This window comes from Citrobacter sp. S-77 (genome assembly GCF_963864895.1).
GTDB lineage: Bacteria > Pseudomonadota > Gammaproteobacteria > Enterobacterales > Enterobacteriaceae > Citrobacter > Citrobacter murliniae.
On record NZ_CAWLWU010000002.1, the window covers coordinates 198,425 to 222,163 of the forward strand.

Here is a 23,739-nt window from a genome sequence, read left to right on the forward strand (position 1 = left end):
CCGTCCGGCACTGTTTTGCCCCTCTTTATCCCGCCGGGATCAATAAAACCGTCTCTTTTTCCTCTACCGTACTACCCTACAGACAGATATCAGTGCGCGTAAATACACATATCTTTCTGATACCCGTCATGTATGTACCCGTATTGCTGTACAGGGACAGTTACACTTGTTTTTATAGATCTCTACAGCTGCTTATCATGTTGTACGGTAACTGTATCGGCAAAATTTGCGCGTTAGTTGCGCTGGTTGAAGGGGGAAGCATGGCGTGTTGATGACGGATAAATATCAGGGATATGCTGAAAAGCAAAAACCCAGCCATAGGCTGGGTTCTTTAAATAGTGGTGCCCGGACTCGGAATCGAACCAAGGACACGGGGATTTTCAATCCCCTGCTCTACCGACTGAGCTATCCGGGCAACGGGGCGCATTAAACCGTATTCACGTCTGCCAGTCAATCAAATTTCAGGAAAAGCTGTTCAACCGCTTAATATTACGGCAATCTGTGCGTTTTTGCCTGAAGTTTGCACAAATCCACCGGTCTGATGCGATTTAAACCGTGTCTGCACTTTTTTCCCAATGCGCAATACCCGTTTATTTCATCGTGGACAGGAATGCACGCTTAAGTCAGCGCACCACCCTGGCGGCATTGGGCGAAGCGCAGGATATCTTCAGCCAGGCGGTGTGCCGTTTCCACGTCCGCATGGCTACGATTGACCAGCATGCGGCTGAGACAGCCTTCCAGCACCAGCTCCATCTGCCTGGCAACCATCGCCGGGTCGTCAACTTCCAGCATAGTCAGCAGTTCGTGGGTAAAGTCATGTGCCGCTTTTTTTTGCTGTCCAGCTAACTTATGGATAGGATGCTCTGGGTCGGGGTAAAACGTACAGGCAGCAATGAACAGGCAGCCTGGATAGCGATTGTTGCTCACGCATTCGGCAAGGGCGTTGTAGCGTGCCAGGAGTTTCTGCTCAGCACTCAGGGTATCATCCAGCAGAAGCTGACGTCGCCAGATATCCACTCGTTGACTGAGGTAACGTAGCGCGTCATACAAAATGGCTTCTTTATCGGGCCAAAAACGCTGTAGCTCATCAAGGGGATAATCAATGTGTTCAGCCACCATTTCCAGCGTGGTATTGGCTATACCTTGAACCTCAAGTAATTTCAGGGCTTCTCCCAGGACATCTTCACGTTGCACGGTATTCTCCTCCGTTTTCCTTTTGCAAGTGTTGCTCACGGTTGGTGATTGTGCAAATGCGCACTGAAGGTTGCGGCATCCATAAAGCCGGTAACGCGGGCGTCCGGATGTTCTTTACCCTGCGCATCAAAAAACAAGATCGTTGGCAATCCTAATACCTGTAGATGTTTTAGCAGAGCGATATCCTGCGCACTGTTTGCTGTGACATCTGCTTGCAACAGTACCGTATCGCCTAAGGCTTGTTGAACCTGCGGATTACTGAAGGTGTACTTCTCAAATTCTTTACAGGCAACGCACCAGTCTGCGTACAGATCCAACATGACCGGGCGACCTTTAGCTTGCTCCAGAGCCTGATTTAATTCTTCCACCGATGCTACTTTAGTGAAGTTCAAATGTGTCTGAGTTTGCGCATGTGGAGCACCAAACGTCCAGTCCTGTAACGGACGCACGCTCACCAGAGCGCCAGCTAACAGAATGATTTGGACGATACGCATCCACGTACGCTTCGCCTGTAGACTGGTGATAAATGCCCAGCCAAAGAATGCGACGCCCAGCAGTGACCACAAGCGTATTCCCCACTCGTCGCCGGTAATGCGTTCAAGCAGAAATATGGGGAGCGCAAGGATGACAAACCCAAAAGCTGTTTTAACATGTTCCATCCATGGGCCGCTTTTGGGCAGAAGTCGGTTACCAAATACGGTAATTAGCATTAGGGGTAACCCCATCCCTAGTGCATACAGGTACAACGTGCCGCCTCCCAGCCACATGTTTCCGCTCTGGGCGATGTAAAGCAAAATTGCGCTCAGTGGTGCGGTGGTGCAAGGAGAACAGATCAGCCCTGCAATCGCTCCCATCGCAAGCACGCTTCCGGGAGAGCCGCCTTGCTGGCGATTGCTCATCAGCGTGAGCCGCGTTTGCAGTGAAGAAGGTAGCTGCAGCGTGAACAGACCAAACATCGACAGAGCCAGCAGTGTAAAGATGACGGCAAGGCCAATCAGTACATAAGGATGCTGTAGTGCAGCCTGGAACTGTAGGCCTGCCGCTGCAACGACCAGACCCAGCGCGGTGTAGGTGAGCGCCATTCCCTGCACGTAGATGAAGGTCAGCAGCAGCGCTCTCCCGGTTGATAAGCGTTGCTTCCCACCCAGTACTATGCCGGATATCAGCGGATACATCGGTAGTACGCAAGGCGTAAAGGCGATGCCAATTCCGATCAACAATGCCCACAGGGCGGAAAAGGGAAGCTCGGTCTCTGGCTCTGGCTGTGATTTTTCTTCCGGCAATACCGTGACTGGTGTTGTATCTGTAAGAGCGACAACTTCGCTTAACGGTATGGTTTTGGTCTCCGGCGGATAGCAAAATCCGGCGTCGGCACAACCCTGATAAGTGACCGTGATTGTAGCGCCAGATGTGGCCTGATTTACCGTAACCGGAATGTTCAACTGCTGGCGGTAAATTTCACTCTTGCCGTAAAACTCATCTTCATGCCAAATACCTGGCGGTAGTTTTACTTCGGCAATACTGGCCTGAGATGGCGTAATGCTTACCTGTTTACGATAGAGATAGTAGCCGTCCTTGACCTGCCAGGAGAGGTTCAGGTCGTGTTGGTTTTGCTGGAAATCAAAAACAAATGCCCGATCGGCAGGGACGAACTGCGAGCGGCCAGGCGAGTCGAATAATCCGGCAAAGGTGGATGTGCTGCACAGCAGCAGGATCAGCGTAAGGATGCGTTGAGCCATGAGCGGTAATCAAAGTCTCCATGAGTGACGGGTAAAACCAGAAGCTCAGGGGTTTGGTACGGGTGATGAGACTTCAGGCAATCGAGAAGGGCTTGCTGATGCGTTACTGCGGTTTTTAAAATCATCTGGACTTCATATTCCTGCTCAAGCTTGCCTTCCCAATAATAGAGGGAGGTCGCGCCAGGCAGAAGTGTTACGCAGGCGGCCAGTTTTTCAGCCAGCACTTTAGCGGCCAGATCCTGGGCTGTTGCTTCGTCCGGGGCGGTGCAGAGCACCACAACGGTATCGGGGATGGGGATATCCTGACTCTTTACATCAAGCATAAACACCTTGAAAGAACAGAGTAACCAGCAAGAGAAGGGTCACTATACAACGGACGAGGGAAGGATGTTAGTTAAAGCGAGGTGAGGGGAAAGAACTGCAGGGCGCTTGCACGCCCTGCAGGTAAAACTTAAAGCATGAAGCTGCCCAGCAAGAAGCCGAAGCAAACCGCCAGAACCACACCCAGAGTACCAGGGATGAAGAACGGATGGTTAAAGACGAATTTACCGATGCGGGTTGTACCGGTGTCATCCATCTGAACCGCAGCAACCAGCGTTGGGTAAGTTGGCAGAATGAACAGGCCAGAAACGGCGGCGAAAGATGCTACAGCCGTCAGCGGAGAAACGTTCAGTGCCAGAGCCATCGGCATCAGTGCTTTAGCCGTTGCTGCCTGAGAGTACAGCAGTGCAGAAGCAAAGAAGAAGATGACGGCCAGCAGCCACGGATGACCCTGAATCACGCTACCTGCAGTATCTTTGATCCAGTCGATGTTGTGAGATACGAAGGTATCACCCAGCCATGCCACACCCAGGATACAAATACAGGCGCTCATACCGGCTTTGAAGGTACTGGAGTTCAGGATAGCGTCAGTTTCAACGCGGCAGATAATCGTGGTCAGCGTCGCGACGCTCAGCATGATGATCAGAATTGCGTTAGTGGTGTTCATCAGCGGTTTAGCGACCAGGCCGAGGCTTGGGCTGTTGACGATGGCATAAACGACTACACAAACTACACCCAGCAGGAACAACCATACGGAGGTCTTCGCACCTGCTTTGATTTCAACTTGTCTTTCGCCGCGCAGTTCGACCAAACCTTCTTCCAGACGTTTACGGTAAACCGGGTCGTCAGACAGTTTGGAGTTGAACAGTGCGGTGATCAGGAAAGACATCACCAGAACCGCCAGCAGGGTGGATGGAATGACCACAGACAGCAGGTGGATGTAGCTGATTCCATGACCTTCCATTACGGAAGACATATAAACCACGGCTGCGGAGATCGGTGATGCGGTAATCGCAATCTGTGCAGAAACCACCGCAGTAGACAGAGGACGGCAAGGTTTGATCCCTTGTTCCTTCGCCACTTCAGCGATAACCGGCAGCGTTGCCAGAGAGATGTTGCCTGTACCAGCAAAGATAGTCAGGAAATAGGTCACGATAGGAGCAAGGATCGTGATGTATTTCGGGTTTTTGCGCAGCAGTTTTTCAGTCTGATGAACCAGATAGTCCAGACCACCGGCAATCTGCATGGCTGAAATGGCTGCGATAACCGCCATGATAATGGAAATAACGTCGAACGGAATTGTACCCGGTTTTACGCCGATAGCGGCGAGAACCAGAACACCCAGCCCACCTGCGAATCCAATACCGATACCCCCAAGTCTGGCACCCAAAAAGATTGCCAGCAAAACGATGATAAGTTCTAAAACTATCATATTAGCCTTCCTTGTTGTTTAACAAGTTGATATTAAATTGTTGTTTTTAAGTAACTTCGAGTAAGAAAAAAGGCACGTCATCATGACGTGCCTTCTCTGGTACTACCCTACACGATTACTGTTCGCTTTCATCAGTATAACGTTTTGCTTTATAAGCAGGGTGCATCAGGTTTTGTGCAGAGAAGATATCGTCCAGTTCTGCTTCGGTCAACAGGCCGCGCTCCAGGACAACTTCACGTACGCTCTTACCTGTTTCGGCACAAATTTTACCGACGATGTCGCCGTTGTGGTGACCGATGAACGGGTTGAGGTAGGTGACGATACCGATGGAGTTGTATACGAATGCTTCACACACTTCTTTGTTAGCGGTGATGCCGCTAACGCATTTTTCCAGCAGGTTGTAGCAAGCGTTGCTCAGAATATGGATAGATTCGAACATTGCCTGGCCGATTACCGGTTCCATTACGTTCAGCTGCAGCTGACCTGCTTCAGACGCCATGGTGACGGTGACATCGTTACCGATGACTTTAAAGCATACCTGGTTTACGACTTCCGGAACAACCGGGTTCACTTTTGCCGGCATGATGGAAGAGCCAGCCTGCAATTCCGGCAGGTTGATCTCGTTCAGACCAGCACGTGGGCCAGAGGAGAGCAAACGCAGGTCGTTACAGATTTTGGACATCTTCACAGCCAGACGTTTCAGTGCACTATGCACCATAACGTATGCGCCGCAGTCGGAGGTTGCTTCAATCAGGTCTTCAGCCGGAACGCAGGCAAAACCAGTAACTTCAGCCAGTTTTTGCACTGCCAGCGGAGAGTACTCTTTCGGTGTGTTCAGACCAGTACCGATTGCTGTTGCGCCGAGGTTAACTTCCAGCAGCAGCTCTGCGGTACGACCAATGTTTTTCACTTCTTCTTTCAGCAGTACGCTGAAAGCACGGAATTCCTGACCGAGGGTCATCGGTACAGCATCCTGCAACTGGGTACGGCCCATTTTCAGGATGTCCTGGAATTCAACGGCTTTTTGTTCGAAGCCTTCGCGCAACTGGTTCAGAGCATCAATCAGTTTGATGATAGATGCGTAAACAGCGATACGGAAACCGGTCGGATAAGCGTCGTTGGTGGACTGACATTTGTTCACGTGGTCGTTCGGGTTCAGGTACTGATATTCACCTTTCTGGTGACCCATCAGTTCCAGACCGATATTGGCCAGCACTTCGTTGGTATTCATGTTGACGGAGGTACCCGCACCGCCCTGGTAAACGTCTACCGGGAACTGATCCATGCATTTTCCGTTATTCAGGACTTCATCACACGCCGCGATAATGGCATTTGCCACACTCTTAGGAATGGTTTGCAGCTCTTTGTTGGCCAGGGCCGCTGCCTTTTTAACCATTACCATACCGCGAACAAATTCAGGAATATCACTGATTTTGTTATTGCTAATGTAGAAGTTTTCAATCGCTCTCAGAGTATGAACACCGTAGTAGGCGTCCGCTGGAACTTCCCTGGTACCCAACAAATCTTCTTCGATACGAATGTTGTTTAACATGTGAACCTTCTTTTTCAAGCTGCCAATGATTTTACTAAACACACAGGATATATGTGATTTCGATTGTTTCTCGACCGACGATTATCCCCTGCATCGGTCTGATACCCGAGATCATATGCTGCTTCAGGATTTCTACCGTAATCTGGATCACTTAAAGTGTGGAATTTACCCCTTATTTATTATTATGTGAAATAGATCACCCCTTTAGGATTAATACCAAATATAAGTGTACAAACAGCTTGAAATTTTGCTAACGACCTCAACATCTGACTAATGCGAGTCGCACAACCATTCAGACAGGCGTTGCGAAAACGGCTGTTATTTACAGGAGAGTCCTTTGCGCTGGATACCATTACTTGCCATCTTTCTTTATGTTTACATTGAGATTTCTATCTTTATCCAGGTCGCCCATGTGTTAGGCGTTCTGATGACCCTGCTCCTGGTTATCTTCACTTCGGTCATCGGGATGTCGCTGGTACGCAACCAAGGGTTCAAGAATTTTCTGCTGATGCAGCAAAAGATGGCGGCAGGTGAAAGCCCCGCAGCAGAAATGATTAAAAGCGTGTCGCTGATTATTGCTGGCTTGCTGCTGGTGCTTCCTGGCTTCTTCACCGACTTCCTTGGTCTTCTTCTTTTATTACCCCCAGTACAGAAGCATCTGACCATGAAGCTCCTGCCGCACCTGCGTTTTTCTCGTATGCCTGGTGGCGGTTTTGGCGCCGGAACCGGCGGTGGTGAGACGTTTGACGGGGAATTTCAACGCAAAGACGACGATCGCAACCGCCTTGACCATAAAGACGATGATCGTCGGGATTAACTCTCTGAAATGATCGCCCGGTAGCGCTAAGCTTACCGGGCCTCAGCCTGCTTCCGCTTGGGTAAAAACAGCCACAGTGCTGCCAGCATAATCAACGCATACATACTCTTCCAACCGACCATAGCCAGCAACAGCAGGCACAGCAGACAACCAATAACCGCTAAAGCGCGATAGTGTCCTTTCAGTAATCGACATCCTGCCAGCATGCACAGTAGATAGATCATAATAAAGATGCCGTTAGCGTAGACGATTAATGCGTCGAGATTGATTTGCAGCACATAAATGCACAATGTACTGACCACGCAGCAGCCCAACACTGCGTTCAGCGCATTGCGCGGAAGATGACGAGGGGACAGGCGAGCCAGATAGTGGTCCGGTTTATATTGTGCTTGTGACCACACCAGTCTGGCGAAACTCTGAATATAAATATTCAGGCTGGCAAAACAGGCCAGATAACCAATGACACAGGCTACCCACAGCGCTTGCACGCCAAACAGCTGCACGACAATTTCGGGCAGTGAAGCCGCCGCAGCCATCTGCTCACCGTAAGCACCGAAATGGAGTACTACCACCGTACACGCCCAGTAAACGGTACCGGCCAGCAGCAGGCCTGTCATCAGCGCGCGCGGGAAATCTCTCTCGGGGTTTTTGAATTCGGACGCCAGGTGTGCAAACGCTTCAAGGCCGACAAAACACCAGAACATTACCGACAGCGCCGCGAACAATCCGGGAAGTTCAATATTACTGACAGAAGGGAAGGGGATTTCGCCCGGCCTTAGCTCTCCAGCCCACCAGATAGCGACAATAAGAGCAACAATCAGCCCGGCAATCACCGTTTGCAGGTTAGCGCTGGAGCTGGCACCGCGTGAACCGATGTACCACACCAGGACCAACGTACCGAGTTCTGCCAGCAACAGTTGCCAACCATGCCAGCCAAACATCGCCTGACCGAATCCGGCAGCAATATGGAGTGCAGCAGGGAGGCCAACGGGAATAACCGATAAAAATAGCCAGCCGGTGACGCGTTCCAGACGTGGGCCAAAAGCCATTCCGACGAAATGCGCCACACCACCCGCGCTGGGGAAATGGCGACCGAGTACGGCAAAGACAATGGCGATGGGAAAGACTAAAACGATGAGAACTGGCCATGCCCACAGGCTGTTATTGCCAGCGACTAACGCTGCCAGTGCGGGGACGGCAAATACGCCCGTACCGAGTAATGATGTCGATAACAAGCCGATACCCTGAGCCAGCCCCAGTTCTTGTTTCAGTCCACTCATAATTAGTTATTGTCCGGTTATGCCTGAAAGTCAGGCAACTACGCAGTTTTTCGATGTTATCACAATCGGATTTGCTTATGACGAGATGGCAGAAATCGTTATGAAATGTGAGGTGCGTCGGTGTTTTGACGGGATTTTATCCTGATATAAATTTTTTTTCGCTTGCCCCCTTGAAGGCACAAATTCTCATCCCCATCTCTCTGGGCACTAGCCGGGAAACCGTTTACGGGCCGGCGTCACCCATAACTGATAAAGACTTTCTCAAAGGAGAGCTATCAATGAGTATTCGTCCGTTACATGATCGTGTGATCGTCAAACGTAAAGAAGTTGAATCCAAATCTGCTGGCGGCATCGTACTGACCGGTTCTGCAGCGGGTAAATCAACTCGTGGCGAAATCATCGCTGTCGGTAAGGGTCGCATCCTGGACAACGGTACTGTACAGCCGCTGGACGTAAAAGTCGGCGATATCGTAATTTTCAACGATGGCTACGGTGTTAAATCTGAGAAGATCGACAATGAAGAAGTGTTGATCATGTCTGAAAGCGACATTCTGGCGATTGTTGAAGCTTAATCCGCGAACGACACTGAACATACGAATTTAAGGGAAAGAGAAAATGGCAGCTAAAGACGTAAAATTCGGTAACGACGCTCGTGTGAAAATGCTGCGCGGCGTAAACGTACTGGCAGACGCAGTGAAAGTTACCCTCGGCCCGAAAGGTCGTAACGTAGTTCTGGATAAATCTTTCGGTGCACCAACCATTACTAAAGATGGTGTTTCTGTAGCACGTGAAATCGAGCTGGAAGACAAGTTCGAAAACATGGGCGCACAGATGGTGAAAGAAGTTGCCTCTAAAGCGAACGACGCTGCAGGCGACGGTACCACCACCGCGACCGTTCTGGCTCAGTCTATCATCACTGAAGGCCTGAAAGCTGTTGCTGCGGGTATGAACCCGATGGATCTGAAACGTGGTATCGACAAAGCTGTTGCTGCTGCGGTTGAAGAGCTGAAAGCACTGTCCGTACCGTGCTCCGACTCTAAAGCTATTGCTCAGGTTGGTACTATTTCCGCTAACTCCGACGAAACCGTAGGTAAGCTGATCGCAGAAGCGATGGATAAAGTCGGTAAAGAAGGCGTGATCACCGTTGAAGACGGTACCGGTCTGCAGGACGAACTGGACGTGGTTGAAGGTATGCAGTTTGACCGCGGCTACCTGTCCCCTTACTTCATCAACAAGCCGGAAACAGGTGCTGTAGAGCTGGAAAGCCCGTTCATCCTGCTGGCTGATAAGAAAATCTCCAACATCCGCGAAATGCTGCCGGTTCTGGAAGCCGTTGCTAAAGCTGGCAAACCGCTGCTGATCATCGCTGAAGATGTTGAAGGCGAAGCACTGGCTACGCTGGTTGTGAACACCATGCGTGGTATCGTGAAAGTGGCTGCAGTTAAAGCTCCTGGCTTCGGCGATCGCCGTAAAGCGATGCTGCAGGATATCGCTACTCTGACTGGTGGTACCGTTATCTCTGAAGAGATCGGTATGGAACTGGAAAAAGCGACCCTGGAAGACCTGGGCCAGGCAAAACGCGTTGTGATCAACAAAGACACCACCACCATCATTGATGGCGTGGGTGAAGAAGCGGCAATCCAGGGGCGTGTGACTCAGATTCGCCAGCAGATCGAAGAAGCAACTTCCGACTACGACCGTGAAAAACTGCAGGAGCGCGTAGCGAAACTGGCAGGCGGTGTTGCAGTTATCAAAGTAGGTGCTGCTACCGAAGTTGAAATGAAAGAGAAGAAAGCACGCGTTGAAGATGCCCTGCACGCTACCCGTGCTGCGGTAGAAGAAGGTGTTGTTGCTGGTGGTGGTGTAGCGCTGATTCGCGTAGCGTCCAAACTGAGCGAACTGCGTGGCCAGAACGAAGACCAGAACGTGGGTATCAAAGTTGCGCTGCGCGCAATGGAAGCTCCGCTGCGTCAGATCGTTCTGAACTGCGGTGAAGAGCCGTCTGTTGTGGCTAACACTGTGAAAGCAGGCGACGGTAACTACGGTTACAACGCTGCAACTGAAGAATACGGCAACATGATCGACATGGGTATTCTGGATCCGACCAAAGTAACCCGTTCTGCTCTGCAGTACGCGGCTTCTGTTGCGGGTCTGATGATCACCACCGAGTGCATGGTTACCGACCTGCCGAAAGGCGATGCGCCTGACTTAGGTGCTGCTGGTGGAATGGGCGGCATGGGTGGAATGGGCGGCATGATGTAATTGCCCACACCCTGCATCCTTCAGGTTGCAGATGTGTTGGCTGCGTTTGCTAACCCCTGTTGCTTACTCTAGTAAGCTCCCGGGGATAAACAAACTTGCCGCCTTGCTGCAACCAGAATGATTTGGGTGTTCATCTCCCATAAATGAAAAACCCCCAGACAGAAATGTCCGGGGGTTTTTCTTTTGGTCATCTTTTTAGTATATGATTCAGCTACGGACAAAAGGTCCAGCTCATTGATTATGGGGAATAACATGCACGTGAAATATTTAGCAGGGATCGTTGGTGCCGCGCTACTGATGGCGGGTTGTAGCTCCAGCAACGAACTGAGTTCAGCCGGACAAAGCGTACGCTTTGTCGAAGAGAAGCCAGGCGCAGAGTGTCAACTGGTTGGTACTGCGACCGGTAAACAAAGCAACTGGCTTTCTGGTCAGCATGGCGAAGAAGGTGGCTCTATGCGCGGTGCGGCAAATGACCTGCGTAACCAGGCTGCGGCAATGGGCGGTAACGTGATTTATGGTGTCAGCAGCCCATCGCAAGGGATGCTATCCAGTTTTGTCCCGACTGCCAGTGAGATGATTGGTCAGGTTTATAAGTGCCCTAACTGATAAACGCTGGCGTTGCCGGATGGCGACGCTAAAGCGTCTTATCAGGCCTACAGGTGCAAGTGACCGTAGGCCTGATAAGCGTAGCCTCGACGGGTATTATCAGTTTTGTCTTAATTGCAAATCCAGCGGTGTCTTGCTTGGCTCCCCGCCAATTTCGCGTGCCAGTTTGGGCACCATATAACCTGACACCAGCGTCAACAGTTCGCGCATGATTTGCCGCGCTTCATCGTCACTGACTATAAAGTGGGCAGCTCCCTGTACCTTATCCAGTACGTGCAGGTAATAAGGCATCACTCCCGCATCAAACAGTGCATTGCTGAGATCGGCCAGCGTTTGCGCGTTATCATTTACACCACGCAACAATACGCTTTGGTTGAGCAGCGTGACGTTCGCTTTGCGCAATCGGGTCATCGCCTGACGAAATTCTTCATCGATTTCGTTAGCGTGGTTAATATGATTTACCAGCAGAACTTGCAGACGTGATTGTTCGAACCGGGTTGCCAGCTTTTCCGTGATACGTGCCGGGATAACAATCGGCAGACGGCTGTGAATACGCAGACGTTTTATATGCGAAATGGCTTCCAGTTGCGTTAGCAACCAGTCCAGTTCATGATCCTTGGCCATTAGCGGATCGCCACCAGAAAAGATAATTTCATCGAGTTCCGGGTGGGTGGCGATGTAATCTAATGCGACCTGCCAGTTACGCTTATTCCCTTGATTATCGGCATAAGGGAAATGGCGACGGAAACAGTAACGGCAGTTTACCGCGCAGCCGCCTTTTACCAGCAGTAACGCCCGATTGCGGTATTTATGCAGCAATCCTGGCACGACGCTGTGCTGTTCATCCAGCGGGTCAGTAGAGAATCCAGGTGCGGCGACGAATTCATCCTGTGAGGTGAGTACCTGACGCAGCAGGGGATCGTTGGGGTTACCTTTCTCCATACGAGCGATAAACGATCGCGGTACGCGTAGAGCAAAAAGACGTTTTGCCTCGCGACCTGCGAGCAAGTTTTCATCAGCGTCTATATTCAAAAGACGTAATAGTTCATCCGGATCGGTGAGAACATCGGCAAGTTGTACTAACCAATCTTCTCTGGATGGGGTGTTTAGGGTTACAATATGCGCCATTTTGTGGCTTAGCTACCAGTTAACAATTTTCAGAGGGCCTTATGGCGACTTACTATAGCAACGATTTTCGTGCCGGTCTTAAAATCATGATGGACGGCGAACCTTATGCGGTTGAAGCCAGTGAATTCGTTAAACCGGGTAAAGGCCAGGCTTTCGCGCGCGTTAAGCTGCGCCGTCTGCTGACCGGTACTCGTGTAGAGAAAACTTTCAAATCTACTGACTCCGCTGAAGGCGCAGACGTTGTAGATATGAACCTGACTTACCTGTACAACGATGGTGAATTCTACCATTTCATGAACAACTCTACTTTCGAACAGCTTGCAGCTGACGCGAAAGCGGTAGGTGACAGCGCTAAATGGTTGCTGGATCAGGCTGAGTGCATCGTGACCCTGTGGAATGGTCAGCCTATCTCTGTGACCCCGCCGAACTTCGTTGAGCTGGAAATCATCGAAACTGATCCAGGTCTGAAAGGCGACACCGCAGGTACTGGTGGCAAACCGGCTACTCTGTCCACTGGTGCTGTAGTTAAAGTTCCGCTGTTCGTACAGATCGGCGAAGTGATCAAAGTGGATACGCGTTCAGGCGAATACGTTTCCCGCGTTAAGTAATACATCCTATTTGATCTATGGCGCAGATTGCTGCGCCATACTTTTTCCAGGGCAGGAATGATGAAACGTCTTCTCGGTCTTGTAATGTTCATCCTTTTCACCAGCACTCTCCTGACGGGCTGTAACACTGCGCGTGGCTTCGGTGAAGATATCAAACACCTTGGTAATTCAATCTCTCACGCCGCTAGCTGATCTTCTCATATTGTCTTAAAAACGCCCGTTTATCCGTCAACCTTTCGGATCTTGTCTATCATTAAGTAGCTATACACAAACAATATTGGCTAGAAAAGGAAGACGTTATGGTTAAAAAGACAATTGCTGCGATCTTTTCTGTGTTGGTACTTTCTTCTGTATTAACCGCGTGTAATACCACGCGAGGCGTAGGGCAGGATATTTCTGAAGGTGGTAGTGCCATTTCTGGTGCAGCGACCAAAGCCCAGCAATAACCATGAACGGTACGACGTTGTGTCGTACCGTTAATTCATTTTCTCCGGCAGTGACAGAAACGGTGAGAAACGGTTTCCCAAATGCAGTTTCATTCGGATATTGCGTTTATAGGTGTAGACCGTCTTGCCATGAATACAAAGTGCTGCTGCTATCTCATTGTTACCCACGCCATCCATCCACATCGACAATACTTTTTCCTCCTGCGGCGTAAGCAATGGTGTAACGTTTTTTGCTGTCTCTAACGTGGGGCGAACATGTAATGCATCCTGAATGTTGTCTGACAATTCGGCCAGCGTGGCGCGTTTGGATAATACCGAGTGGACTGAATATTGAGGGTTGTGGGCGGGTATGTGCTCTCGATCTCCTGGTCGCAGCAGGATCAGGGGGATCATGCCACAACTCATAAAAAAAGGTGCTATCGGCGGACTGGAATGAGCATCGCTGAGAAAACTGTATAAATCGGCGATCACCAGATGTGGCTTCCACTGCAAAATATGCTCTTTTGCCAGCAGGAGATTATTAATTCCTGACACCAGAAATGAAGAGTTGAACATCCCAGAATGATTGAGCAAGGCCTCTAACCCTGTGCGGGTGTAGTGGCATCGGTCAATCACTAAAATTTTAAGCATAAACTTTTCGCATTCAGAAGAGGGGCACACGGCTTCCTGAATTCAGAAAGCCCTTCATCATAGATAAATCCAATGTGAGCCAAATGCGGGAACTACGCTGCTAATTGTGCTTAATTCTTGCTTTAAGTAGGCAGTTAATAAAAAGGTTGAAATTCATTTTCTCTCGGGCAAAAATGCCTTTTCATACTTCTGCTTTGCAGGACGGCCTGCAAACGCTTCTTTCACCGGGGACGGCCCCATTGTTCTGGAGCCTTATATGTCCTGGATCATTTTACTCATTGCTGGACTGCTCGAAGTTGTATGGGCGATTGGCTTGAAGTATACCCATAGTTTTACCCGCCTGACGCCGAGCATCATTACCGTGGTGGCAATGATCGTCAGTATCGCCATGCTTTCGTGGGCGATGAGAACACTGCCGGTTGGGACGGCCTATGCCGTCTGGACCGGTATTGGTGCGGTGGGGGCTGCTATTACCGGTATTCTGTTACTCGGTGAATCCGCCAGCCCGGCGCGTTTGTTGAGTCTTGGGTTGATTGTTGCCGGAATTGTTGGTCTGAAGCTCAGCACCCATTAAGCGCCAGGCTGTTTTACCCAAATCAGTTTATTCACATCGAACCCTTCTCGGGTTGCGATTGCCAGCATCTGCTGTTTCATCTCATCTGAAATAGTAGGGGTACGCGAAAGGATCCACAGGTAGTCGCGATCCGGACCACAGACCAGCGCATGCCGATACTCTCTGTCGAGAGCAATTACGTTATACCCTCCGTAAAACGGGCCGAAGAATGAGACTTTGAGTGCGGCACGTGAAGGTTCCCCGGTAAAATAAGCTTTACCTTCCGTTTTTTGCCACATACCCCGGTCTGCGTTGTAGCCTTTGTTGATCACGTTGATACCACCATCATCACGCAAACTGTAGGTCGCGGTGACTTTATCCAGCCCTCGCTCAAAACGATGGTCGAAGCGCGCGATTTCATACCAGGTTCCGAGATAACGTTTGGCATCAAAGTTGTTCACAACGGTAACGCCTTTTGGCGGAGTGGGGGTACTGCAAGCAACAACCAGAAATGCAGCCGCGACTGCAGCAACGACAGGCAGAATGCGCATGGGATTTTCCTTGCTGTATTTTTTGTTAAGTGTAGATGACGGCAGGAAAAGTAGAGGAAGAAAGGAGGCCCGAAGATTCGGACCTCAAACTCAGTTATTGCAGTTTTTCGAGGATGCGCCAGGCCGCATCTACGCGGGCAGGGTTAGGATAACTTTTGTTTGCCAGCATCACGATGCCAAGATTTTTTTCCGGGATGAAGGCAACATAGCTACCAAATCCGCCAGTCGAACCCGTTTTATGTACCCACGAGGCTTTTACTACAGGTGCGGGTGGGTTTACCTCAACGGCCGGAAGCGCAGCCAAAGCGATTTTGCTGTCGCTGCCGTTGATAACTATGTCGGCTTTCACTGGCCAGTTCAGCATCTCCCAGCCTAACCCCTGGTACATCTCGCCAATACGCCAGTAACGTGACTGCGCAAGCTCGATGCCCTGTTGGAGGGTTTTCTCCTGCACGTGGCTGGCGTCCATATTGACCTGAACCCAGCGAGCCATATCCATAATACTGGATTTTACACCATACGCTTCGGCATCAAGTTGACCCGGAGAAACATGCACGGGCTTGCCTTCGCGATAGCCCCATGCGTAATCCTTTTGCTCACTCTGAGGAACAGTAATCCAGGTATGCTTTAGTTTTAATGGTTGTAGGATGCGGTTGGTCATCGCCTCTTCATAACCCATTCCCGAAGGTTTTACAGCCAGTGCACCAAACAGGCCAATACTGGAGTTGGCGTAGAGACGCTTAGCTCCCGGAGCCCATTGTGGCTGCCAGTTTTGATAGAAGTGCAGCAATGCGGCTTTATCAGTCACTTCGTCGGGTATTTGAAGCGGCAGGCCACCTGCTGTGTAAGTGGCCAGGTGCAGCAAGCTGATACCCTGCCACTGTTTGCCTGTCAGTTCGGGCCAGTATCGGGTGACTGGATCGTTAAGTTTGATTTCACCGCGAGCGATAGCGTCGCCACCCAGCACACCATTGAAGGTTTTACTGACCGATCCGAGTTCAAACAGCGTTTGCTGTGTAACAGGGCGATTATTGGCAATATCAGCTTTACCCCAGGTAAAATAATACGGTTTTCCCTGGTAGATGATTGCCACGGCCATACCCGGAATCGCTTGTTCTTTCATCAGTGGTGTGATGGTGCGATTAACGATATCGGTAATCTGTTGTTCTGTTTTCGAGGCGGCAAGCGTTGAGAAAGATGCTGTCAGTAGCAGCACACAGCATAACGATTTTTTCATCATGAAATTATTTCCGTAATAAAAAGCGAAAGGGTGTCCGGGCCCATCAGACGCGCTCAGTTTGTTTGATTTGTACTGTGTTGACAAACGGTTAAATTTAGCAGCAGATATAAGTTTTTCTAACGGGAACAATGACCATGCGTAGCTATATCCCACTTAATTCGCTGCGGGCTTTTGAAGCGGCCGCCAGACATCTCAGTTTTACCCGCGCAGCGATTGAGCTGAATGTTACGCATTCCGCCATCAGCCAGCATGTGAAAGCGCTGGAGAAACAACTAAATTGTCAGCTTTTTGTTCGAGTTTCACGGGGGTTGATGCTGACAACAGAAGGTGAAAGTCTGTTACCTGTACTTAATGACTCTTTTGATCGTATTGCGGGGACGCTGGACCGTTTTGCCCGCAATCAGATCCAGGAAAAGCTTAAGATTGGTGTGGTGGGTACCTTTGCGGTTGGTTGCCTTTTTCCTTTACTGGCCGATTTTAAGCGGAGTTGCCCGCATATTGATTTGCATCTTTCCACCCACAATAATCGCGTGGATCCTGCCGCTGAGGGACTGGATTACACTATTCGCTACGGTGGTGGTGCCTGGCACGATACTGATGCGCAATACTTATGTAGTGCTCCGATGTCTCCGCTTTGCTCACCTGCATTGGCATCTCAGATTCAGGTCCCTACGGATGTCCTGAAATTTCCGCTATTACGATCTTACCGCCGTGATGAATGGGCCCTTTGGATGCAGGCTGCGGGGGAACTTCCCCCTTCACCAACGCATAACGTGATAGTGTTTGATTCGTCTGTCACGATGCTGGAAGCGGCGCAGGCAGGGATGGGCGTTGCTATTGCCCCCGTAAGAATGTTCACTCATTTGCTGAACAGTGAACGTATAGTACAGCCGTTTTCAACGCAGATTGATCTGGGGAGTTACTGGATAACGCGTTTACAATCCCGCCCGGAGACGCCTGCCATGTGCGAGTTTTCCCGTTGGTTAACCGGTGTTGTGCACAAATAAAAAGGCCCGCCAGTGGCGGGCCTGATAAGTCACGCATGTGATTAGATAGTCAGAATACCGATCGCTGTTACTACCGTCAGGATTGCAGCCAGACCGTAGAATACCCACTTGCCAGCTGGCACGTGGATTTTCAGGTCATGCATGGCATGGTGCATACGGTGTAAACCGCACCACAGCGGCAGAACGATCATCAGGAACAGAAATGCCCGTCCGATGAAGCTCTGGGCAAATGCCAGCACGCGCTCATAGCTCAGCGCATCGCCCGGGAAAAGCCCCAGCGGCAGCATAATGCCAACCAGCAGAACCACTACCGGCGCAATGATTGCGCCCCACATACCACCTGCACCGAACAGGCCCCAAAATACGGGTTCGTCAGAGCGTTTTGGATTTGGATTAATCATCCCGGACTCCTTACCAGTACAGGGCAACATACAGAATGACTACGGTCGCAACCGCAGTAACTACCCAGAGACCTTTGATGATCGGCTCTGGCCCCATTTTTTCGTCTTTTACGATGATGTTGGCAGCTTTCGGTGCCAGTTCAAACCAGGTTTTGGTATGCAACAGCGCTGCTGCCAGAACAACCAGATTGAGGATCACCACTACCGGGTTTTGCAAAAAGCCGACAAAGCCCATCCAGGATTCAGCACCATGCTTGAGAGCAAACAGACCGAAAATCAGTTCAATACTGAACCAGACTGCCGGAACCGCTGTACCTTCGCGCAGCATGTAAAAGCGATAAAATGGCAGCTTTTTCCACCAGGTGGACGTCATTGGCCGCACATAGGGTTTGCGTTTAGTCGTCATCTTGCACTCCTTAGCGTGGTTTCAGGGTTGCGATAAGAAAGTCTTTTGAACTTTCTACTTTACCCTGCTGAATGGCCGCAGCCGGATCGACGTGTTTCGGGCAGACTTCGGAGCAATAGCCCACGAAAGTACAGGTCCAAACACCGTTCGGGCTGTTCAACTGAGCCATACGCTCCTTCTTACCATGGTCGCGGCTATCTTCGTTATAACGATGTGCCAGCGTAATCGCGGCCGGTCCAATGAACTCAGGGTTCAGGCCGAACTGCGGGCACGCTGCGTAGCACAGACCACAGTTGATGCAACCGGAGAACTGATGATACTTCGCCATCTGCGCCGGAGTCTGGGTGTTTGGACCCTGATCCGGTGTACGCGGGTTACCAATGATGTACGGCTTGATAGCTTCCAGACTTTCGATAAAGTGCGTCATATCGACGACCAGATCGCGTTCAATCGGGAAGTTAGCCAGCGCTTCAATCTTCATGCCGTTGGTGTATTCACGCAGGAAGGTTTTGCACGCCAGTTTAGGCACGTTGTTGACCATCATGCCGCAGGAGCCGCAGATAGCCATACGGCAAGACCAGCGATAGCTCAGGTCCGGTGCCAGGTTATCTTTGATGTAGTTCAACGCATCCAGCAGTGACGTTGTTTCATCATAAGGAACTTCATAGAAAGCACTGTGCGGTGCGGTGTCCACTTCCGGGTTATAGCGCACCACCTCAACTTTCAGGTTTTTCATCTCAGCCATTCGCCTTCTCCTTCTTATCGGCTGCTTCCGCTTCGCCACCGTACATACGTTTAGCTGGCGGCAGAGTGGTGATTTTCACGTCGCTGTATTCCAGGCGAGTTGTGCCATCAGCATCGCGGAAGGCGAGGGTATGTTTAAGGAAGTTGACGTCGTCACGCTCGGTGCAGCCTTCATCCAGACGCTGATGCGCGCCGCGTGATTCTTTACGCGCCAGAGCAGAGTGCGCCATACATTCAGCAACGTTCAGACCGTGACCCAGTTCGATGGTGTACAGCAGGTCAGTGTTGAAGACGCTGGAAGTGTCGGTGATACGTACGCGTTTGAAGCGTTCCTGCAGTTCAGCCAGCTTATCAACGGTTTTCTGCATGAGTTCTGGTGTACGGTAGATACCGCAACCTTCTTCCATGGAGATGCCCATTTCGTCGCGGATCTTCGACCAGTTCTCGTTACCTTCCTGGTTAACCAGATCTTTCAGACGTTGTTCAACGGAGGCAACCTGCGCATTTAGTGCTGCATCGTTAGCGGTGCTCGCTGTAGACGCACGTTCCATCGCTTGTTCACCGGCCAGACGACCAAAGACCACCAGTTCAGCCAGGGAGTTAGAGCCCAGACGGTTAGCACCATGCAGACCTACAGATGAACATTCACCGACAGCGAACAGACCTTTAATGCGAGTTTCGCAGTTCTGATCGGTTTCGATACCGCCCATGGTGTAGTGTGCGGTCGGACGTACCGGGATCGGTTCTTTAACCGGATCGACACCCACGTAGGCTTTCGCCAGTTCGCAGATAAACGGTAAGCGTTCGAGCAGTTTTTTCTCGCCGAGGTGACGCAGGTCGAGGTGAACGACATCGCCACGCGGAGTGGAGATGGTGTTGCCTTTGCGCCATTCATGCCAGAAAGCCTGAGAAACTTTGTCGCGCGGACCCAGTTCCATATATTTGTTCTTCGGCTCACCCAGCGGAGTTTCCGGGCCCATGCCGTAGTCCTGCAGATAACGGTAGCCATCTTTGTTGACCAGAATACCGCCTTCACCACGGCAGCCTTCGGTCATCAGGATACCGGATCCTGGCAGACCAGTCGGGTGATACTGAACGAACTCCATATCGCGCAGCGGAACGCCGTGGTTCAGCGCCATACCCATACCGTCACCAGTTACGATGCCGCCGTTGGTGTTGTAACGGTATACACGGCCTGCGCCGCCCGTTGCCATCACCACTGCGTTAGCACGGATTTGTACCAGAGTGCCTTCCATCATGTTCATGGCAACCAGGCCGCGAACATGACCGTCATCAACCAGGATATCCAGAACGAAATGTTCGTCAAAACGCTGAATTTGAGGGAACTGCAAAGAAGTTTGGAACAGAGTATGCAGCATATGGAAGCCGGTTTTATCCGCGGCAAACCAGGTACGCTCAATTTTCATGCCGCCGAAGCGACGTACGTTGACGCTACCGTCTTCACGGCGGCTCCATGGGCAACCCCATTGTTCCAGTTGCGTCATTTCAGTTGGGCAGTGGTGGACAAAGTAATCCACGACATCCTGCTCACACAGCCAGTCTCCGCCTGCTACCGTATCGTGAAAATGGTAGTCAAAGCTGTCATGATCCTGCGCGACAGCAGCAGAGCCGCCTTCGGCAGCAACGGTATGGCTGCGCATTGGGTACACTTTTGAGATCAGTGCGATTTTAGCGTTGGGATTTGCTTGCGCAGCAGCAATTGCAGCACGTAATCCCGCGCCACCGGCGCCTATAATGGCAAGATCGGCTTGAAAGGTTTGCACGACATTCCTCCAGATTGTTGTTATTTCATCCCTGTCTGAATCAGATGCTTAATCTGATTCAGACAGGTTATGAACGCGTTTCCACTGCTCCTTTATAGGTACAATAGTATAGTCTTAGGGATGTGAGGGAAATTTGACGTGTTCGATTTTTTTAGCGTATCAGAGGGCTGAATTATCATTGAATTTGATTAATTTAATTACTAAACCACCCAATGTTGCTTTTTTTACCCGCCAGCCAGTGTTTATTATTCCCGCGTGAAATTTGTCTCGCTAACGCGATACGAGTAGACTTCGTGCCCTTGTCTTAAATCGGAGAAATAACCATGAGCGAAACGGCAACCTGGCAGCCGAGCGCGTCCATCCCCAATCTGTTAAAACGAGCTGCAATTATAGCGGAGATTCGTCGCTTTTTTGCCGATCGTGGCGTGCTTGAGGTTGAGACACCTTGTATGAGTCAGGCGACGGTTACGGACATTCACCTGTTCCCGTTCGAAACGCGTTTCGTTGGCCCTGGACATTCTCAGGGGATGAACCTCTATTTAATGACCAGCCCGGAATACCATATGAAGCGCCTGCTGGTGGCAGGATGCGGCCCGGTATATCAACTGTGCAGAAGCTTTCGTAATGAAGAGATGGGACGTCATCACAACCCTGAATTCACCATGCTCGAGTGGTATCGTCCCCATTACGACATGTATCGCCTGATGAATGAAGTGGATGATTTACTCCAGCAAGTGCTGGATTGTTCCCCTGCGGAAAGCCTCTCATACCAGCAAGCCTTCCAGCGTCATCTGGAAATCGATCCACTGTCAGCGGATAAGACCCAATTGCGTGAAGTGGCGGCTAAATTGGATCTCAGCAACATCGCTGATACTGAAGAAGACCGGGATACCCTGTTACAGTTGCTGTTTACGATGGGGGTTGAGCCACATATTGGGAAAGACAAACCGGCGTTTGTGTATCACTTCCCGGCCAGCCAGGCATCGCTGGCACAAATTAGTACCGAAGATCACCGCGTTGCTGAACGTTTTGAGGTTTACTACAAGGGTATTGAACTGGCGAATGGTTTCCATGAGCTGACCGATGCGCGTGAGCAGCAGCAACGCTTCGAGCAGGATAATCGCAAACGTGCCGCTCGTGGCTTGCCGCAGCAGCCAATCGACAACAACCTGCTTGAAGCGCTCAAGGTCGGTATGCCGGATTGTTCCGGTGTGGCGCTTGGGGTTGATCGTCTGGTGATGCTGGCGCTGGGTGCTGATAGCCTGGCCGATGTTATCGCCTTTACCGTCGATAGGGCGTGAATCTGAAAATCTCCCCGCAGTAAAATAAATGGCGCGTAATGCGCCATTTTGTAGCTTTTTTTTTCAATTTCATCTTTATAGACACAGTTTAAATCTGGATATTTGCCGTTATTCAGGTATCAATTCTGGTTTGATTTTTTGATGGCTGACCTCCGCCTGGAGGACAGTGTAAACATGTGGACGCGGTTTAACCTGCGCGTTCCAGAGTAAGGGATAGTTTAATGACCCAAACAATAAAGAAGATGAGCCTGTCAGGCCTCATCCTTATGATATTCACGTCAGTTTTCGGATTTGCAAATAGCCCTTCAGCTTTTTATTTAATGGGTTATAGCGCCATTCCATGGTATGTATTTTCTGCATTATTATTCTTTATTCCATTTGCCTTAATGATGGCGGAAATGGGATCTGCCTATCGTAAAGAAGAAGGGGGGATCTATTCGTGGATGAATAATAGCGTTGGACCGCGCTATGCGTTTATCGGTACGTTTATGTGGTTCTCCTCTTATGTGATTTGGATGGTGAGCACCGCGGCAAAAGTCTGGGTGCCTTTTTCCACCTTTTTATTCGGCGCAGATATGACGCAGCAATGGCGTATCGCGGGACTTGAGCCAACGCAGGTTGTTGGGTTGCTCGCCGTAGGCTGGATGATTTTGGTGACGGGTGTCGCTTCCAAAGGTATTAATAAAATTGCCCGTATTACGGCTGTAGGCGGAATTGCCGTAATGTGTCTTAATTTAGTTTTGTTGTTAGCGAGTATCGCTATTTTGTTATTAACAGGTGGTCACTTTGCGCAGGATATTAATTTTGTCTCCTCACCCAATCCGGGATATCAGTCCGGTCTGGCCATGTTGTCATTTGTTGTATTTGCTATTTTTGCTTATGGTGGAATTGAAGCTGTGGGTGGGCTGGTTGATAAAACGGATAAACCAGAAAAGAACTTTGCAAAAGGAATTGTTTTTGCCGCAATAGTGATTTCAATTGGTTATTCGCTGGCCATATTTTTATGGGGCGTTAGCACCAACTGGCAGCAGGTATTAAGTAATAGCTCGGTTAACCTTGGCAATATTACTTATATCCTGATGAAAAGTCTGGGGGTGACATTGGGTAATGCATTGCATTTGTCTCCTGAATCTGCGATGACCATGGGCATTTGGTTTGCGCGTATCACTGGGCTTTCCATGTTCCTCGCTTATACCGGTGCTTTCTTTACGCTCAGCTACTCGCCATTGAAAGCAATTATTCAGGGAACGCCAAAAGCATTGTGGCCTGCGCCAATGACGAAGCTGAATACCATGGGTATGCCGACGATGGCAATGTGGATGCAGTGTCTGCTGGTGAGCCTGTTTATTCTGTTGGTTTCATTTGGTGGCGATACTGCTTCCGCGTTTTATAACAAACTGACGCTGATGGCGAACGTATCAATGACGTTGCCGTATCTGTTCCTTGCACTGGCTTTCCCTTTCTTTAAATCCCGTGAGGGGCTGGAAAGGCCGTTTGTGATTTTTAAAACCCGGGCCGCAACGTTGCTGGCAACGAGCGTGGTGGTGCTGGTGGTAACGTTTGCCAACGTATTTACCATCATCCAGCCAGTGATTGAAGCCGGAGACTGGAACAGTGCGCTGTGGATGATAGGTGGCCCGATATTCTTCTCACTGCTGGCCATGGCGATTTATCAGAACTACAGTCGTCGCATGGCCTGTGAGCCAGAGTGGGCGGCTGAGTAATCATCTTGCCGGA

At 50.3% G+C, this 23,739-nt stretch carries 25 protein-coding genes and 1 tRNA gene; 11 read left to right on the forward strand and 15 right to left on the reverse strand.

From position 1 onward, the window contains the following. Positions 1-339: 339 nt before the first annotated feature. The 6 genes from AACS05_RS01610 to aspA form a co-directional block, all read right to left on the reverse strand. Positions 340-415, reverse strand: a tRNA-Phe gene (locus AACS05_RS01610). Between the two features lie 203 nt (positions 416-618). Continuing rightward, the gene (locus AACS05_RS01615; protein WP_045438826.1) at positions 619-1,194 is read right to left on the reverse strand and encodes a transcriptional regulator; all 576 of its coding nucleotides are present in this window, start codon (positions 1,192-1,194) and stop codon (positions 619-621) included. Between the two features lie 35 nt (positions 1,195-1,229). Beyond that, positions 1,230-2,933: a protein-disulfide reductase DsbD gene (locus AACS05_RS01620; protein ID WP_045438829.1), complete on the reverse strand. Its 1,704-nt coding sequence runs from the start codon at positions 2,931-2,933 to the stop codon at positions 1,230-1,232. Continuing rightward, positions 2,909-3,256 carry a divalent cation tolerance protein CutA gene (gene cutA / locus AACS05_RS01625; protein ID WP_045438833.1) on the reverse strand — a complete coding sequence of 116 codons (348 nt, stop codon included), beginning with the start codon at positions 3,254-3,256 and terminating at the stop codon, positions 2,909-2,911. The genes AACS05_RS01620 and cutA overlap by 25 nt, the downstream gene beginning before the upstream one ends. Before the next feature lie 128 nt (positions 3,257-3,384). Continuing rightward, on the reverse strand, positions 3,385-4,686 hold the full coding sequence (locus tag AACS05_RS01630) for an anaerobic C4-dicarboxylate transporter (RefSeq protein WP_045438837.1): 1,302 nt from the start codon (positions 4,684-4,686) through the stop codon (positions 3,385-3,387). Positions 4,687-4,801: 115 nt separating this feature from the next. Beyond that, positions 4,802-6,238 carry an aspartate ammonia-lyase gene (aspA, locus tag AACS05_RS01635; RefSeq protein ID WP_040232935.1) on the reverse strand — a complete coding sequence of 479 codons (1,437 nt, stop codon included), beginning with the start codon at positions 6,236-6,238 and terminating at the stop codon, positions 4,802-4,804. 337 nt (positions 6,239-6,575) lie between these two features. On the opposite strand from aspA, the gene AACS05_RS01640 reads away from it, so the two are divergent. Then, positions 6,576-7,055, forward strand: coding sequence for an FxsA family protein (locus AACS05_RS01640; RefSeq protein WP_045438843.1), 480 nt, complete (start codon positions 6,576-6,578; stop codon positions 7,053-7,055). A gap of 32 nt (positions 7,056-7,087) precedes the next feature. Here the strand turns inward: AACS05_RS01640 and yjeH are convergent, their stop codons facing one another. Next, complete coding sequence (yjeH, locus tag AACS05_RS01645; RefSeq protein ID WP_045438850.1) at positions 7,088-8,335, reverse strand: L-methionine/branched-chain amino acid transporter; 1,248 nt, start codon at positions 8,333-8,335, stop codon at positions 7,088-7,090. Positions 8,336-8,613: 278 nt separating this feature from the next. Between yjeH and AACS05_RS01650 the strand changes: the two genes are divergently transcribed. From AACS05_RS01650 to AACS05_RS01660, 3 genes are all read left to right on the forward strand, one after another. Then, positions 8,614-8,907 carry a co-chaperone GroES gene (locus AACS05_RS01650; protein WP_000027827.1) on the forward strand — a complete coding sequence of 98 codons (294 nt, stop codon included), beginning with the start codon at positions 8,614-8,616 and terminating at the stop codon, positions 8,905-8,907. A 43-nt stretch (positions 8,908-8,950) separates the two neighbouring features. Next, positions 8,951-10,597, forward strand: a complete 1,647-nt coding sequence (groL, locus tag AACS05_RS01655) for a chaperonin GroEL (RefSeq protein ID WP_045438854.1) — start codon at positions 8,951-8,953, stop codon at positions 10,595-10,597. A gap of 252 nt (positions 10,598-10,849) precedes the next feature. After that, positions 10,850-11,203 (forward strand): DUF4156 domain-containing protein, encoded by a 354-nt coding sequence (locus AACS05_RS01660; protein WP_045438856.1) that lies wholly within the window; start codon positions 10,850-10,852, stop codon positions 11,201-11,203. A 99-nt stretch (positions 11,204-11,302) separates the two neighbouring features. Here the strand turns inward: AACS05_RS01660 and epmB are convergent, their stop codons facing one another. Beyond that, complete coding sequence (gene epmB / locus AACS05_RS01665; RefSeq protein ID WP_045438859.1) at positions 11,303-12,331, reverse strand: EF-P beta-lysylation protein EpmB; 1,029 nt, start codon at positions 12,329-12,331, stop codon at positions 11,303-11,305. 41 nt (positions 12,332-12,372) lie between these two features. Here epmB and efp point away from each other — a divergent pair, with 41 nt between their 5' ends. From efp to ecnB, 3 genes are all read left to right on the forward strand, one after another. Continuing rightward, positions 12,373-12,939, forward strand: a complete 567-nt coding sequence (gene efp, locus AACS05_RS01670; protein ID WP_005120972.1) for an elongation factor P — start codon at positions 12,373-12,375, stop codon at positions 12,937-12,939. Between the two features lie 57 nt (positions 12,940-12,996). Beyond that, positions 12,997-13,131, forward strand: coding sequence for a lipoprotein antitoxin entericidin A (ecnA, locus tag AACS05_RS01675; protein ID WP_045438864.1), 135 nt, complete (start codon positions 12,997-12,999; stop codon positions 13,129-13,131). Positions 13,132-13,238: 107 nt separating this feature from the next. After that, positions 13,239-13,385, forward strand: coding sequence for a lipoprotein toxin entericidin B (gene ecnB, locus AACS05_RS01680; RefSeq protein WP_003025482.1), 147 nt, complete (start codon positions 13,239-13,241; stop codon positions 13,383-13,385). A gap of 30 nt (positions 13,386-13,415) precedes the next feature. Here ecnB and AACS05_RS01685 read toward each other — a convergent pair whose 3' ends face one another. Beyond that, entirely contained in the window at positions 13,416-14,015 is a 600-nt protein-coding gene (locus tag AACS05_RS01685) for a helix-turn-helix transcriptional regulator (RefSeq protein WP_045438869.1), read from the reverse strand. 256 nt (positions 14,016-14,271) lie between these two features. Between AACS05_RS01685 and sugE the strand changes: the two genes are divergently transcribed. Continuing rightward, on the forward strand, positions 14,272-14,589 hold the full coding sequence (gene sugE / locus AACS05_RS01690; RefSeq protein WP_045438872.1) for a quaternary ammonium compound efflux SMR transporter SugE: 318 nt from the start codon (positions 14,272-14,274) through the stop codon (positions 14,587-14,589). On the opposite strand, the gene AACS05_RS01695 is transcribed toward sugE, so the two are convergent. Continuing rightward, the gene (locus AACS05_RS01695) at positions 14,586-15,119 is read right to left on the reverse strand and encodes a lipocalin family protein (RefSeq protein ID WP_045438873.1); all 534 of its coding nucleotides are present in this window, start codon (positions 15,117-15,119) and stop codon (positions 14,586-14,588) included. The genes sugE and AACS05_RS01695 overlap by 4 nt on opposite strands. A gap of 94 nt (positions 15,120-15,213) precedes the next feature. After that, on the reverse strand, positions 15,214-16,359 hold the full coding sequence (gene blaCMY, locus AACS05_RS01700) for a CMY-2 family class C beta-lactamase (RefSeq protein WP_045438880.1): 1,146 nt from the start codon (positions 16,357-16,359) through the stop codon (positions 15,214-15,216). Between the two features lie 134 nt (positions 16,360-16,493). On the opposite strand from blaCMY, the gene ampR reads away from it, so the two are divergent. Continuing rightward, positions 16,494-17,366: a LysR family transcriptional regulator AmpR gene (gene ampR / locus AACS05_RS01705; RefSeq protein WP_404842350.1), complete on the forward strand. Its 873-nt coding sequence runs from the start codon at positions 16,494-16,496 to the stop codon at positions 17,364-17,366. Between the two features lie 41 nt (positions 17,367-17,407). Here ampR and frdD read toward each other — a convergent pair whose 3' ends face one another. The 4 genes from frdD to frdA are packed head-to-tail and all read right to left on the reverse strand — an operon-like array spanning position 17,408 to position 20,701. Next, positions 17,408-17,767 carry a fumarate reductase subunit FrdD gene (frdD, locus tag AACS05_RS01710; protein ID WP_045438887.1) on the reverse strand — a complete coding sequence of 120 codons (360 nt, stop codon included), beginning with the start codon at positions 17,765-17,767 and terminating at the stop codon, positions 17,408-17,410. Between the two features lie 10 nt (positions 17,768-17,777). Next, positions 17,778-18,173 (reverse strand): fumarate reductase subunit FrdC, encoded by a 396-nt coding sequence (gene frdC, locus AACS05_RS01715; protein ID WP_045438890.1) that lies wholly within the window; start codon positions 18,171-18,173, stop codon positions 17,778-17,780. Positions 18,174-18,183: 10 nt separating this feature from the next. After that, a complete protein-coding gene (gene frdB, locus AACS05_RS01720; protein WP_045438893.1) occupies positions 18,184-18,918 on the reverse strand; it encodes a fumarate reductase iron-sulfur protein in 735 nt (244 codons plus the stop codon). Then, on the reverse strand, positions 18,911-20,701 hold the full coding sequence (gene frdA, locus AACS05_RS01725; RefSeq protein WP_045438896.1) for a fumarate reductase (quinol) flavoprotein subunit: 1,791 nt from the start codon (positions 20,699-20,701) through the stop codon (positions 18,911-18,913). The genes frdB and frdA overlap by 8 nt, the downstream gene beginning before the upstream one ends. Before the next feature lie 323 nt (positions 20,702-21,024). On the opposite strand from frdA, the gene epmA reads away from it, so the two are divergent. Next, positions 21,025-22,002 (forward strand): elongation factor P--(R)-beta-lysine ligase, encoded by a 978-nt coding sequence (epmA, locus tag AACS05_RS01730; RefSeq protein WP_045438899.1) that lies wholly within the window; start codon positions 21,025-21,027, stop codon positions 22,000-22,002. A gap of 221 nt (positions 22,003-22,223) precedes the next feature. After that, positions 22,224-23,726, forward strand: coding sequence for a glutamate/gamma-aminobutyrate family transporter YjeM (yjeM, locus tag AACS05_RS01735; RefSeq protein WP_045438901.1), 1,503 nt, complete (start codon positions 22,224-22,226; stop codon positions 23,724-23,726). Positions 23,727-23,739 lie beyond the last annotated feature (13 nt).

What these genes read in the sequence shown, in the direction of transcription:
- AACS05_RS01620 (WP_045438829.1), bottom strand. Translation starts at nt 2,933, where the DNA reads ATGGCTCAACGCATCCTTACGCTGATCCTGCTGCTGTGCAGCACATCC.
- cutA (WP_045438833.1), bottom strand. Translation starts at nt 3,256, where the DNA reads ATGCTTGATGTAAAGAGTCAGGATATCCCCATCCCCGATACCGTTGTG.
- AACS05_RS01630 (WP_045438837.1), bottom strand. Translation starts at nt 4,686, where the DNA reads ATGATAGTTTTAGAACTTATCATCGTTTTGCTGGCAATCTTTTTGGGT.
- aspA (WP_040232935.1), bottom strand. Translation starts at nt 6,238, where the DNA reads ATGTTAAACAACATTCGTATCGAAGAAGATTTGTTGGGTACCAGGGAA.
- yjeH (WP_045438850.1), bottom strand. Translation starts at nt 8,335, where the DNA reads ATGAGTGGACTGAAACAAGAACTGGGGCTGGCTCAGGGTATCGGCTTG.
- AACS05_RS01650 (WP_000027827.1), top strand. Translation starts at nt 8,614, where the DNA reads ATGAGTATTCGTCCGTTACATGATCGTGTGATCGTCAAACGTAAAGAA.
- groL (WP_045438854.1), top strand. Translation starts at nt 8,951, where the DNA reads ATGGCAGCTAAAGACGTAAAATTCGGTAACGACGCTCGTGTGAAAATG.
- AACS05_RS01660 (WP_045438856.1), top strand. Translation starts at nt 10,850, where the DNA reads ATGCACGTGAAATATTTAGCAGGGATCGTTGGTGCCGCGCTACTGATG.
- epmB (WP_045438859.1), bottom strand. Translation starts at nt 12,331, where the DNA reads ATGGCGCATATTGTAACCCTAAACACCCCATCCAGAGAAGATTGGTTA.
- efp (WP_005120972.1), top strand. Translation starts at nt 12,373, where the DNA reads ATGGCGACTTACTATAGCAACGATTTTCGTGCCGGTCTTAAAATCATG.
- ecnA (WP_045438864.1), top strand. Translation starts at nt 12,997, where the DNA reads ATGATGAAACGTCTTCTCGGTCTTGTAATGTTCATCCTTTTCACCAGC.
- ecnB (WP_003025482.1), top strand. Translation starts at nt 13,239, where the DNA reads ATGGTTAAAAAGACAATTGCTGCGATCTTTTCTGTGTTGGTACTTTCT.
- AACS05_RS01685 (WP_045438869.1), bottom strand. Translation starts at nt 14,015, where the DNA reads ATGCTTAAAATTTTAGTGATTGACCGATGCCACTACACCCGCACAGGG.
- sugE (WP_045438872.1), top strand. Translation starts at nt 14,272, where the DNA reads ATGTCCTGGATCATTTTACTCATTGCTGGACTGCTCGAAGTTGTATGG.
- AACS05_RS01695 (WP_045438873.1), bottom strand. Translation starts at nt 15,119, where the DNA reads ATGCGCATTCTGCCTGTCGTTGCTGCAGTCGCGGCTGCATTTCTGGTT.
- blaCMY (WP_045438880.1), bottom strand. Translation starts at nt 16,359, where the DNA reads ATGATGAAAAAATCGTTATGCTGTGTGCTGCTACTGACAGCATCTTTC.
- ampR (WP_404842350.1), top strand. Translation starts at nt 16,494, where the DNA reads ATGCGTAGCTATATCCCACTTAATTCGCTGCGGGCTTTTGAAGCGGCC.
- frdD (WP_045438887.1), bottom strand. Translation starts at nt 17,767, where the DNA reads ATGATTAATCCAAATCCAAAACGCTCTGACGAACCCGTATTTTGGGGC.
- frdC (WP_045438890.1), bottom strand. Translation starts at nt 18,173, where the DNA reads ATGACGACTAAACGCAAACCCTATGTGCGGCCAATGACGTCCACCTGG.
- frdB (WP_045438893.1), bottom strand. Translation starts at nt 18,918, where the DNA reads ATGGCTGAGATGAAAAACCTGAAAGTTGAGGTGGTGCGCTATAACCCG.
- epmA (WP_045438899.1), top strand. Translation starts at nt 21,025, where the DNA reads ATGAGCGAAACGGCAACCTGGCAGCCGAGCGCGTCCATCCCCAATCTG.
- yjeM (WP_045438901.1), top strand. Translation starts at nt 22,224, where the DNA reads ATGACCCAAACAATAAAGAAGATGAGCCTGTCAGGCCTCATCCTTATG.